The sequence below is a fragment of the Paenibacillus sp. FW101-FHT12H11 genome (assembly GCF_058790355.1).
Genome location: NZ_JBYTCO010000017.1, coordinates 71,542 through 83,549 on the forward strand (window position 1 = coordinate 71,542; position 12,008 = coordinate 83,549).

7 protein-coding genes and 1 tRNA gene are annotated in these 12,008 nt (G+C 46.3%); all 8 read right to left on the reverse strand.

The features are described 5' to 3' along the window. Nucleotides 1–84: 84 nt before the first annotated feature. Nucleotides 85–4,245 carry a choice-of-anchor I family protein gene (locus AC3WTJ_RS35810; RefSeq protein WP_492526365.1) on the reverse strand — a complete coding sequence of 1,387 codons (4,161 nt, stop codon included), beginning with the start codon at nucleotides 4,243–4,245 and terminating at the stop codon, nucleotides 85–87. A 189-nt stretch (nucleotides 4,246–4,434) separates the two neighbouring features. Further along, nucleotides 4,435–4,519, reverse strand: a tRNA-Ser gene (locus AC3WTJ_RS35815). A gap of 83 nt (nucleotides 4,520–4,602) precedes the next feature. Next, on the reverse strand, nucleotides 4,603–5,883 hold the full coding sequence (serS, locus tag AC3WTJ_RS35820; protein WP_157318584.1) for a serine--tRNA ligase: 1,281 nt from the start codon (nucleotides 5,881–5,883) through the stop codon (nucleotides 4,603–4,605). A 91-nt stretch (nucleotides 5,884–5,974) separates the two neighbouring features. Continuing rightward, nucleotides 5,975–6,553 carry a pyridoxal 5'-phosphate synthase glutaminase subunit PdxT gene (gene pdxT / locus AC3WTJ_RS35825; protein WP_127453476.1) on the reverse strand — a complete coding sequence of 193 codons (579 nt, stop codon included), beginning with the start codon at nucleotides 6,551–6,553 and terminating at the stop codon, nucleotides 5,975–5,977. Continuing rightward, complete coding sequence (gene pdxS / locus AC3WTJ_RS35830) at nucleotides 6,553–7,434, reverse strand: pyridoxal 5'-phosphate synthase lyase subunit PdxS (protein ID WP_127453478.1); 882 nt, start codon at nucleotides 7,432–7,434, stop codon at nucleotides 6,553–6,555. The genes pdxT and pdxS overlap by 1 nt, the downstream gene beginning before the upstream one ends. 118 nt (nucleotides 7,435–7,552) lie before the next feature. Further along, on the reverse strand, nucleotides 7,553–8,896 hold the full coding sequence (locus AC3WTJ_RS35835) for a D-alanyl-D-alanine carboxypeptidase family protein (RefSeq protein WP_127453480.1): 1,344 nt from the start codon (nucleotides 8,894–8,896) through the stop codon (nucleotides 7,553–7,555). A 118-nt stretch (nucleotides 8,897–9,014) separates the two neighbouring features. Next, nucleotides 9,015–10,472 carry an IMP dehydrogenase gene (gene guaB / locus AC3WTJ_RS35840; protein WP_492526368.1) on the reverse strand — a complete coding sequence of 486 codons (1,458 nt, stop codon included), beginning with the start codon at nucleotides 10,470–10,472 and terminating at the stop codon, nucleotides 9,015–9,017. A 155-nt stretch (nucleotides 10,473–10,627) separates the two neighbouring features. Continuing rightward, the gene (locus tag AC3WTJ_RS35845; protein ID WP_492526370.1) at nucleotides 10,628–11,830 is read right to left on the reverse strand and encodes a putative glycoside hydrolase; all 1,203 of its coding nucleotides are present in this window, start codon (nucleotides 11,828–11,830) and stop codon (nucleotides 10,628–10,630) included. Nucleotides 11,831–12,008: the final 178 nt, after the last annotated feature.

The following is a 12,008-nucleotide window of genomic DNA, read 5'->3' on the forward strand; positions in this document are numbered from 1 at the left end:
CGGAAGCCGACCGGCTTTTATCCATGTAAAAAAACAACAACTCCCCTAAGTTGTTGCCGAAGGGGAGTTGTGTGAATCCACTGTTTATTTCACCGTCAGTTGCATAAGAATCGCCAGCATCTTAGCTGCTTCCTGGCGTGTTGCCGTATCCTGCGGCGCGAAGAAATTGCCGGACTTGCCGGAAATGATTCCAGCTCGCTGCAGAGATTTCGCAGCTTCTACTGCATAAGCAGGAACAGCCGCTTGATCGGCAAAGTCCGTCGCCTGCGTCGCCTTAGGTAGCGTATAGCCCATGAACGAAGCGAAGCGGGTAATCATAGCTGCCATCTGGCCGCGAGTAATGTTCGCCTGCGGATCGAATTCGCCTGCGCGTACGCCGCTCGTAATTCCTTTCTCAGCCGCCCATTGAACAGCTTTGGCATAGTAACTGTCGGCTTTGACATCTGCAAAGCCAGTGCCTGTATAAGCGCTTAGATCAGCATTAGCCATGCGAGCCAGAATCAACGTGAAATCGGCTCGGGTGATATCCGCTTCCGGAGCGAAAGCATCATCATCGACACCATTCAGAATGTCTCTTGCTGACAAGTACGTAATGTAATCTTTTGCGAAGCTCGAAGCTGTATCCTTGAAGTTTGCTTTCTGATAACCAACAGCGTACTTCGAGAAATGCTTAACGTTGAAGCTTAAGGTTCCTGTGGCAGAATCAAAATGGCTATTCGTTACCTTGACGATCTCACCGTTATCTGCGATGTAATAAGCTACAATAGCGTTAATATCCTCATTTGCAGCCGGTTGGTACGGAATCGCGACTTGAGCCGATCCTCCATTGAAGCTGGATACTGTTTTGCCGCCAGCAGTAATCGTAAAATCAAAGATCGGACGGTCTTTCACGGCCTCTTTAATTGCTTCTCTTGCCGCGGTGTCCATATTCTGCGTAATGTCATTCACATCTGCTTTGCGTATGGAGATGGAAACCTCACCAGTTGACGCGGCTGAGGAGATGGTGGAGACCGCTTGCTTGTCAAAAGATACTTGTCCAATGCCAGCAGCAATCTTAATTCCTGTCGTTTCGCTGTTCGCAATCTTGCTCATTGCTTCAGCAGGCAGCTTAACGTCCACTTGGTTGGATGCTGCATCTGCACTTGCTTTAATTTCAAGAACAGTCAATTTACTTGTCGATTCCGCCATATCTTTTAAGGCTTGCGTGACTTGGGCGACTGAAACATTAGCTACGGAAGTACCTTTGCTGTCTTTTTCTACAGTAGGAGTAATGGTTGCTTTATCATCGCCAGTACTAGGTGTAGTTGGTACTGTAGATGGAGACGTTGGCCCAGAAGACGCTGGAGCACCACCATTTCCTTTGTCATCCGTACTCGTAGAATATACGTCTACGTTAGCTTCCGCAGCTCCATACCCATCTGGGCTAACAGCAGTAATCACTGCGCTGCCGTATGCTACGAAAGAGACAACCCCCTCTTCATTAACCGTTGCAACAGAAGGATTAGATGATTCCCATTGTACCGTACCTGAAGTGATACCATTTCCTTGGGAATCGGATACTGTTGCAGTCAGTTTTGTTGGAACCGCACCTACCGATACAGATAAAACCGTCTTATCCAAAGTAACTTTTTGAACATTCAGCTGATAGACCGCTACGGTTCCGCCAACCTCATTAGCCACTAGCAGGAGCGGGTTGCCATTTGGACTAACAGAAGCAGGGATAAACTCAATGCCTTCAGGACCAGTGTCCGTGTTCAAGTTATCTTTAGGAGTAAATACACGGGAGTTCGTATAGTTTACAAATTTCGCATTAGCTGGATCCGTAACATCATAAGTCATAATGCCGCCAACACGCTCTAACCCAACAAAAGCCAGAACCTTGCTGCCTACTTTGCTAACTTTGATATCTTCGGGTTCAGGACCTTTTTTCGAGCTGCGATCGTCCATTGCCGTTTTACTATTGCTTGCATTGAAATTGTTAGGTAAACGCTGTGCCGTCACTTTCTCAAACTCATTGCCGCTGTCATATACTTGAGCCATTGTGTTAGCTTGCCAGATCGAGAATGAACGACCGCCATAGAGATAAATGCTGTCATGGCCCATATCGCCAGCAACCTCGACACCGTCATAAGCGGTTTTCCCCGCCAAGAAGATGGCTGCCGCCGAACCCGGTACCAAACTACCCTTCATAGCGCCAATCGTGCTTCCGTTGGTTCTGACGCCCGGCCATTCTGTAACATCCCCTTCATTGGCTGTGAAGATGTAAGGAACCCCGTCGATCGTTTGTGTAGAAATACCATCTGGCATATACATGCCGTAAAAAGGCACATTTTCAAACTTGATCGCATTGTCTTTGACTAAATCTAAGGAGTTGTTAGGAAGGCTCAAATCCTTGAAGCCCAATCCTTTTACGGACAAAAGGGTTTTGGAAGCAATGTCCACGGTTCCGATTGCATTGTTCTCTTGGAACGACACATAAGCTTTGGTGTTGTCTTCAGAAATTGCGATGTATTCCGGCTCCAAATCAAACACGGCATCCGCTTTCTGTCCTTCGCCCGTAACAGCGCCGGTTGTTGGATCCGATGCACCGCGAATGTGCACCTTATCATCAATAACGGAGACATTGTTGAATCTAACATGAGAAACCATATCATTGGTTGTATCAACAATCGTGATGCTTCCTTCCGGATCTGCTCCGCTTGTGCGCGGCTCCCCTTCATTGGCGGTTAGAATGTAACGACCATCGGAAGTCGTTTTGATCATATCGGGCTGCACACCGGCTTCATATGATTTCAGAACATTGCCATCGTAATCCATGACAAGGATTTTCCCTGGCTTCTTAGAATCCTGCTCTTGAACAGATAAGGAAACGCGTTTGGTCTTCGTATTGACATCTACACTGGTCAGGTCTCCATATAAGAAACCATCCTTCTCAACCAGATCTTTCATCGTGACTGTTTTCTCTTTGACCAAACCTTGCACAAGGTCTAAACGCACGATTTCCAAACTAGGTGGATTACCTGAACCATTTACCAAATAAAATTTATTGTTATCTTTGTTGTACTTAACAATTTCCGCTACACCGCCGTCTTTATTCGTAACGCCTACGGCAAATTGTCCAACTTTGGAGATGCTCAAAGCGTCATTGACAGCTTGTGGAGCCATGACCGTTAAGGATAGGTTCTGACCGTACTGTGCAAGCAAGCTATCTGTTACTTTTACGTAAACGTTAGTTGTGACAGAGGTTCCTTGTGCAGGCGCACCATACACTTCCCCTGTGGCCGAATTGATCGATAAGCCGTTTGGAAGACCCGTAGCTGAGAACGTGTACGGTGGTCTCCCGCCATAAACGCTCATCGTTACGGAGTAGGCCATTTGTTCATAAGCATTTGGCAAACTTGTGTTCGTATAGCCTAAAGGAAGAAACCATTCCCCATAAGCCCCGTATTTCGGACCTTTCAAAGCTCTATCTTGGTCCGTTGTTGCGGAACCAGTGATATCAAATTGTGCGAAGTCAGCTTTGTTATTATCTGTATCTGCTAATGCTTTGCGACGAATGGACTTCTGTTTCGACGTACCTTCCGTGGATCCCTTCGGATAGTCAAACTCATAGCCATCTATATCCGTCTGAATATCCGTATTGTCGCCATCATTGCTTCCCGTCCCCACCATATCTACATAACCGGCAGGCTTTGGATTATTGGCAAAGGGATTTTTATTCGCAACTTCGAGCTTTGTCTGATTGCTCATAAGCGCAACCTTCAAACCTTTGTTATTGATCCAGCGTCCTGTCCATAACTGGTCATATGTAGATGACAAATTAAATTTAGGAGACCCTGAACCTGTAGCTTGTCCAAGAACAAGGAATGAGGATTTGGCTTTAATCGTTCCTACTAGGTCTAGCTTCTGCCAATCACCTGTAGGGCCTGTCTTAGCCGACGATCCGCGATCCGCGTATTGCAAGGACCACCCGTTGAGGATGACGTCGTGATCTGTAGGATTGTATAACTCAATAAAACCATGGGATGAGGCTGTATTGCTAGCATCTGTCGTTAATCCCCCGCCATAAACTTGGTTAATAAACACGTGCGGCACATTTACATCATAAGTACCGTTCGCTTGATACGGAGTCCCCGGGATTACAATAGCGTCTGCAGCTGCTGTTGAAACAATGGAGCCAAACGAAGATACACTTACAGCCGCCGATAACAGAACGGGCATTAATCTCTTCCTGACAGTCTTCAACTGTTGCTCACTCTCCTTAGCATGGAATATCCTGTCTATTATAAAAAATGGGAATCATGCTAAATACACACTTTGTGTTAATTTATTTTTAATTATTTGTAAATTGCTTCGTAAAAAAGAAATAACAAAAAAAGCCACACGATTCATTCAGAATCGCATGACTTTTTGGTTGGGGTATTACCATGGTTACGGAGAGGGTGGGATTCGAACCCACGGAGGCTTGCACCTCGGCGGTTTTCAAGACCGCTGCCTTAAACCACTCGACCACCTCTCCACGATAGCTGTCTCCTCTAGAGGAGACAACCTTGTGCAGTGACAAAAAGCATTGTATCACATAACCTTGCAAAGAAGCAAGTGCTATTTTTTCGTAATGACTTTTACGTTGTTCATGTACGGAACAAGAACCTCAGGCACGATAATTGAACCGTCCGCCTGTTGGTAATTTTCAAGAATTGCCGCCACCGTACGTCCAAGAGCTAGTCCTGAACCATTCAATGTATGTACAAATTCCGGTTTCGCCTTAGAGTCTCTACGGAAGCGAATGTTCGCTCTGCGCGCTTGGAAGTCTTCGAAGTTACTGCAGGAAGAGATCTCGCGGTACGCGCCGCTATTTGGAAGCCAAACTTCCAAGTCATACGTCTTCGCTGATGTGAAGCCGATATCACCTGTGCACAGGGATAGCACACGGTATGGCAGTTTCAACAGCTGTAGAACGCGCTCAGCATGCCCTGTGAGCTTCTCCAGCTCATCATAGGAGTCTTCGGGCTTCACTAGCTTAACCAGCTCAATTTTGTTGAATTGGTGCTGTCTGATCAAGCCGCGTGTGTCTCGTCCAGCGGAACCGGCCTCCGAGCGGAAGCAAGCGCTGAATGCAACAAAATTAACAGGCAGCTGCTCTGTCGTCAAAATATCTTCCCGATGATAATTCGTAACCGGTACTTCTGCCGTTGGAATTAGGAAATATTCCGAATTCTCAACTTTGAAGACATCTTCCTCAAACTTCGGAAGTTGACCTGTACCTGTTAAGCTATCGCGGTTAACGATATATGGCGGCAGCATTTCTTCATAACCATGCTCATCGCTGTGCAGGTCCATCATGAAGTTGATCAATGCGCGCTCTAATCTTGCGCCAAGCCCTTTGTAAAACACAAAACGGGAACCTGTTACCTTCGCCGCCGCTTCGAAATCCAGAATGCCCAGCTCTTGCGCCACTTCCCAGTGCGGCTTCACTTCAAAATCGAACTGCGGAATCTCGCCAACGCGGCGCATCTCCACATTCTCTTCTTCCGAGCGGCCCACAGGGACGCTAGGATGAGGCATATTCGGGATGGAGAGGAGAACTTGCTGTAAGGATTCGTCCAATACGCGAATCTCGTCGTCCAACTCTTTGATGCGGTCTCCGACAACCTTCATTTCCTGAATCAGTTCATCGGCGTTCTCGCCGGATCTTTTACGCCCAGCCACCTCTTGAGAAACGGTGTTGCGGCGATTCTTGAGCTGCTCTGTTTCTTGAAGAAGCTCTCTACGTTTTAAATCTAATGCTGTAAAACCGTTCAGCTCTTCAATCTGCTTTCCACGGTTTTGCATGGCTGCTTGCACGGCAGCCAAATCGTTTCGAAGTAACTTTACATCAAACAAGGAGATTCCTCCGTTAGCGCAAAATGGTTGTATATGGAAGCAAGCACCCTTACCGAAGTATCCGGTGATATCAAGGTGCTTGTACCATCAATTATGCTTGACTTTGTTTTACCATATCTAAGAAATAGCTGTGCAGACGGAAATCGTCTGTCAGCTCAGGGTGGAACGATGCCGCAAGGAGGTGTCCTTGCTGCGCCGCAACGATCTGGCCGTCATACGTAGCCAGAACTTCCACACCCGGGCCCACTTTCTCAATCAGTGGAGCACGGATGAAAACTGCGCGAACATTCTCGTCGATGCCTTTGATCGGCAGATCCGTCTCAAAGCTCTCGCGCTGACGTCCGAACGCGTTGCGAGCCACCGTAATATCCATTAGCTCAAGGTGAGCTTCCGGCTGTCCGGTGATCTCTTTCGCGATAACAATCAACCCTGCGCAAGTGCCGAAGATCGGCTTTCCTGCCGCAGAAAATTCTCTTAGCGCATCGATGAAACCATAGGTGCGCATAAGCTTACCAATTGTCGTACTTTCTCCGCCTGGCAGAATGATGCCGTCAAGCTCAGCTAGTTGCTCTGTACGCTTTACTACAACGCCCTCGGCGCCTGCCTTCTCGATGCCACGTATATGCTCTGCTACCGCGCCCTGAAGCGCGAGAACCCCAATTTTCGTCATTACCAGCCGCGCTCCTGCATACGCTCGGAAGCTTGCAGCTTGGAGATTTCGATTCCCTTCATAGGGCTGCCTAGGTTTTTGGAGATTTCTGCAATCAATTTAAAGTCTGTATAGTGTGTTACAGCTTCTACAATCGCTTTTGCGAATTTCTCTGGGTTGTCCGATTTGAAGATACCGGAACCTACGAATACCCCATCGGAACCCAAGTGCATCATTAGAGCAGCATCCGCCGGAGTCGCTACACCGCCTGCAGCGAAGTTAACAACTGGCAATTTGCCTGTTTCATGTACTTGCAGCATCAGTTCATAAGGAGCTCCAAGTGTTTTTGCTTCAAACATCAACTCATCCTTGGACATGCCTTGAACTTTGCGAATTTGACCTTGAATCATGCGCATGTGACGAACAGCTTCAACAATGTTCCCTGTTCCTGGCTCACCTTTGGTACGAAGCATCGAAGCTCCTTCTCCAATACGGCGCAAAGCTTCGCCTAGATCACGGCAGCCACACACGAAAGGAACCGTGAAATCACGCTTGTTGATGTGATACACTTCATCCGCAGGTGTCAAAACTTCACTCTCATCGATATAGTCAACGCCCAGAGATTCCAGGACTTTTGCTTCTACAAAGTGACCAATTCTTGCTTTCGCCATAACCGGAATGGATACGACTTTCATAACGTCTTCAACGATAGTTGGATCAGCCATGCGGGATACTCCGCCAGCTGCACGAATGTCAGCAGGTACGCGCTCTAGCGCCATAACAGCGGAGGCACCAGCTGCTTCTGCGATCTTTGCTTGCTCGGCGTTCATAACGTCCATAATTACGCCGCCTTTTTGCATTTCGGCCATACCTGTTTTAACGCGGGATGTTCCTGTTTCCATTCTTTATTTCCTCCTATACCTTCGTACGAATTTATACAGTTTCCTACACGATTCGATAGTAAACTTCTAAACAATTATTTTACATGAAGGAGGGGCATTATACAACCCATTATCTGGTCTAGGAACCGCCCTTGATCCCTTTAAACATGTCGCCAAAGAAGTTTTTGATGGAGCGGAACAACAGCCGGATCCAACTTCCTTTTTCGACATCTTCATTGGCAATTAGATCTGCCGTTTTCTCTTGTCCATTGTAGCTAACTTTCACTTTACCGAGCGTATCGCCTTTCGCAATTGGAGCTACCAATTTGCTTTCTTCGAGCGGCTCCGCCGTGATTTTAAAATCAGTATCCTTCGCGCCCTTTTTCGTAACGAAAGTTAGACCTGTTTTAGTTACTAGAGGCACTTGCGTTTGAACGCCTTTCTTAATGTTTACGATTTTCAAAGAATCTATTTCTTGTTTCGCATTTAGGAAAGGTTTAATCTCGAAATTATTAAAGCCATAATCAAGCAGCTTCCTTGTTTCATTAAAACGCTCAGGTTCTGTTTTCGTTCCCATCACAACCGTGATAAGACGCATGCCGTTTCTTTCGGCAGTTCCTGTAAAGCAATAACCAGCGTCATCTGTGGAACCTGTTTTCAAACCGTCCAGACCTGTATACGCATATTTTTTAAAATTAGCATTGGTCGAATTGCCTTCCAGCATCCAGTTCCAATTGATCATAGGCGTTTTATCGGTTGGTCTCAGCTTTAACGAAGGAATTTTCGTGAATTCGAGAACTTCCTTGTGATCCTTGAGGATGTTGTAGGCAAGAATAGCTGCGTCCCGCGCTGTCATTTTCGTTTCGCCTTCAATGGATTGTGGAGGATTCTTCAAATCGGCACGAGAAAGACCTGTAGCGCTGATAAAATGAGCCTGGTCGGACATGCCTAATTGCTTAGCCTTCTCATTCATCATTTTCGCGAAATTTTCCTCTGATCCCCCACCCAGAAGTTCAGCGAAAGCTACAGAGGCATCATTGGCGGAATAGATGGACATCGCACTGAACATATCTTTGAAAGATAACGTTTCATTCTCTGCGATCAACTGGCCGGAACCAATGACATCAGCTGCATTCTTCGAAGCCGTGACTTGGGAGTCCCACTTGAATTTACCTTCTTTGATACTTTCCATCGCTAAGTACTCTGTCATCATCTTCGCCATACTCGCGGGTGGAAGCGCCTCATCAGCATTCATTTCATAAAGAACAGCACCTGTGCTTGCTTCCATAATAATTGCCGATTTGGCATTGACCTTCAACTCGCCCCCTGTAGGTGCAGTAGTCGTCGTAGGAGCTGTTGTTGCGGCTGGTGTTTTGGTATCTGCGGCGAACGCCGGTTGTATATGTAAAAGTACGGATTGAGCGATTAAACTAACACCTAACACCAAAGCAATTTTTTTCCTTGTAAAACTAAAAAATCTCACAACTTCACTCTCCCTAGTAATTTTTATAACATTTTATATTGTAACACACCCTATTAGACAAAAAAAAGAAGACACAGGTTCAAATCCTGCGCCTCCAATTATAGCCAAATTGTTACAATTATAAGGAGTAGTTAGGAGCTTCTTTCGTAATTTGAATATCATGAGGGTGGCTTTCCTTCAATCCAGCCCCTGTAATCCGTATAAATTGCGTATCATGGATCAATTCTTGAATGTTTTTTGCTCCGCAATAACCCATGCCGGAACGGAGACCGCCAACAAGTTGATATACCGTATCAGCTAATGGCCCTTTATACGCTACTCGTCCCTCAATACCCTCAGGAACAAGTTTGCTCTCGTTCTCTTGGAAGTAACGGTCTTTACTGCCTTCCTTCATGGCACCTAAAGAACCCATCCCGCGGTAAACTTTAAACTTACGTCCTTGGAAAATCTCAGACTCTCCAGGGCTTTCATCTGTCCCGGCAAAAAGACTACCAATCATCACCGCACTCGCCCCTGCCGCAATCGCTTTGACCACATCACCGGAGTACTTAATACCGCCATCGGCGATAACGGGAACACCGAATTCAGCAGCCGCTTGCGCGCAATCATAGATAGCTGTAATTTGCGGAACGCCGATTCCTGCAATGACGCGAGTCGTACAGATCGATCCCGGTCCAATCCCAACCTTCACCATAGATGCCCCAGCTTTGATAAGATCACGTGTACCGTCACCTGTCGCTACATTCCCTGCAATGATAGGAAGATCTGGATATTGAGCTCTTATCTTCTTGACAGTTTCAGCAATGTTAATGTGATGGCCATGTGCTGAGTCTACTACGATTACGTCAATGCCTGCTTTAACAAGCGCAGCGGCTCTTTCCATAACATCCTTAGAAACGCCTACAGCTGCCCCTACAAGTAAACGACCTTGTGCATCCTTCGCAGAATTAGGGAATTGAATCGCCTTCTCGATATCTTTAATCGTGATTAATCCCTTCAGACCGAAATTATCATCGACCAAAGGAAGCTTTTCAATTTTATGCTTTTGAAGAATGCCTTCCGCTTGTTGCAGCGTAGTTCCCACTGGAGCTGTAACAAGGCCTTCTTTCGTCATTACTTCTTTAATTTTAATGGAGTAATCATGAACAAAACGCAAGTCGCGATTCGTCAAAATCCCAACAAGCTTGTTCGTTTCATCTACGATCGGCACGCCTGATATCCGGTACTTCGCCATTAGCTCTTCTGCGTCATAAACATGGTGTTCTGGCGTTAAGGAGAATGGGTTTGTAATAACCCCGCTCTCTGAGCGCTTAACACGGTCTACATGCTCAGCTTGCAGCTCGATAGGCATATTCTTATGGATAATTCCAATACCGCCTTCTCTGGCCATTGCAATCGCTAGGGCAGATTCCGTAACAGTATCCATCGCAGAGCTGATGAACGGGATAGTCAATTTCACATGAGGAGCAAGAACTGTTGAAACGTCGATCTCCTTACCGAACACTTCAGACTTCCTTGGCACCAACAGCACATCATCAAACGTTAAACCTTCTTTACCAAACTTGTCTTCCCTCACAACACATATTCCTCCTTAGATCTTTTCTCTTCAAAAACTTCGACATAAGCATCCTGCTCACCGTATATGATTGCAATCTTAACAAAAGCCCATTTTTCGTGTCAAGGAAAAGGACCCCTCCAGAGATCGACAGCCATCCGAATAAGAACATTCGGTTAACGATAGGAATATGTGCTGTTCGAATTCCATAACAAAAACTGTTCCACACCCTGTTCCCTAGCCGCTTTAATTTGCTCTTTCACATCTACATTCCCGTATTTCTTATGAGGTTTCACCCAAGTTGCTGTAAAATCTTGATACCATGGTCTGATTTCCGCCGTTGGTGCACTTACTCGCATCAGGTTTGAGTTTTTCCCATTCGCATCGCTAATGGCTTTGTGAATCACCGCGTAGGGTTGCAGATCGGGATACTTAATACCGTACATTCCATTCGAATAATGGGAAGGGTATAACATTGGCGAGATATAGTGAACCTGCTTGCTAATCATTGACCAGTCCTGCCCTATGCCCATGTCATTGTCCGAGGAGGTTGTTAAACCAAATACGTCAGCGGATACATAAACCTCGTTCCCCAGACGCTCCTTCGCCTTACTGAGAAAAGACTCAATGACCTGTGCTTTTGTCCATTTCCTTGGGTTATCGAATTTGACCTCCGCGTCAACCCGTTTGCTGTTTTCGGGGAATCGCACATAGTCGAATTGAACCTCGTCAAACCCTAGCTGGGCTGCTTCCTCGGCAATTTGAAGATTATACTCCCACACTTCTTCCTTGTATGGGTCCACCCAAGCTATTCCTTTATTATCCTGCCAAACGCCGCCTTGATAAGTCTTCATCGCATAATTGCTTTTCTTCTTACTCAAATAGGGGTCTTTAAAAACAACAACACGCGCTATCGTATATATATGCTTGTCCTTTAATCTCTTCAGCGTCCCTTTCAAATCGCGAATGATAACATGGCTATTGGCTCCTATCTCATTCACCATAGGTACGGCCGAGGTGTATGTAACTTGCCCGGAATCGTTCTTCACATCAATCACCATGGCGTTTAAATCGGTTTGATCCACCAAATCAATCAGTTGCTCCAGTTTATTGCCTACCGCAGACCAGGCCGATACATAAATCCCTTTGACGACCTGCTTAGCGGGCATCTGGCGCTGAGCGGATACCTTTACTGGAGGTGCTGCTTGTTTGGATGCTGCTTCTAGTTTAGGTGCAGGTCCTGTATCAGCTGAATGCTTTAAGGATTGGAGCGGAGCCAGTTCCTCTTTCACGGCGTCCATCTTCACCGAGCACCCCTGTAAAACCCAAAGACAAGTTAATAAAATCCCCACCCGTTTGCTCACAAAAAATGCTTTCATACTAATCCCTCCTTATAGGGCTAGTATGGTTTTTTACGCTATTTTGTACTGATGTAAAAAAAAGAGTCTCCTTGGAATTTCTTCCAAAAAGACTCTTTCATTGTGCTTGGCAACGTTCTACTCTCCCAGAACCCTGCGGTTCAAGTACCATCGACGCTGGAGGGCTTAACGGTCGTGT

What these genes read in the sequence shown, in the direction of transcription:
- pdxS (WP_127453478.1), bottom strand. Translation starts at nt 7,434, where the DNA reads ATGGAAACAGGAACATCCCGCGTTAAAACAGGTATGGCCGAAATGCAA.
- pdxT (WP_127453476.1), bottom strand. Translation starts at nt 6,553, where the DNA reads ATGACGAAAATTGGGGTTCTCGCGCTTCAGGGCGCGGTAGCAGAGCAT.
- AC3WTJ_RS35845 (WP_492526370.1), bottom strand. Translation starts at nt 11,830, where the DNA reads ATGAAAGCATTTTTTGTGAGCAAACGGGTGGGGATTTTATTAACTTGT.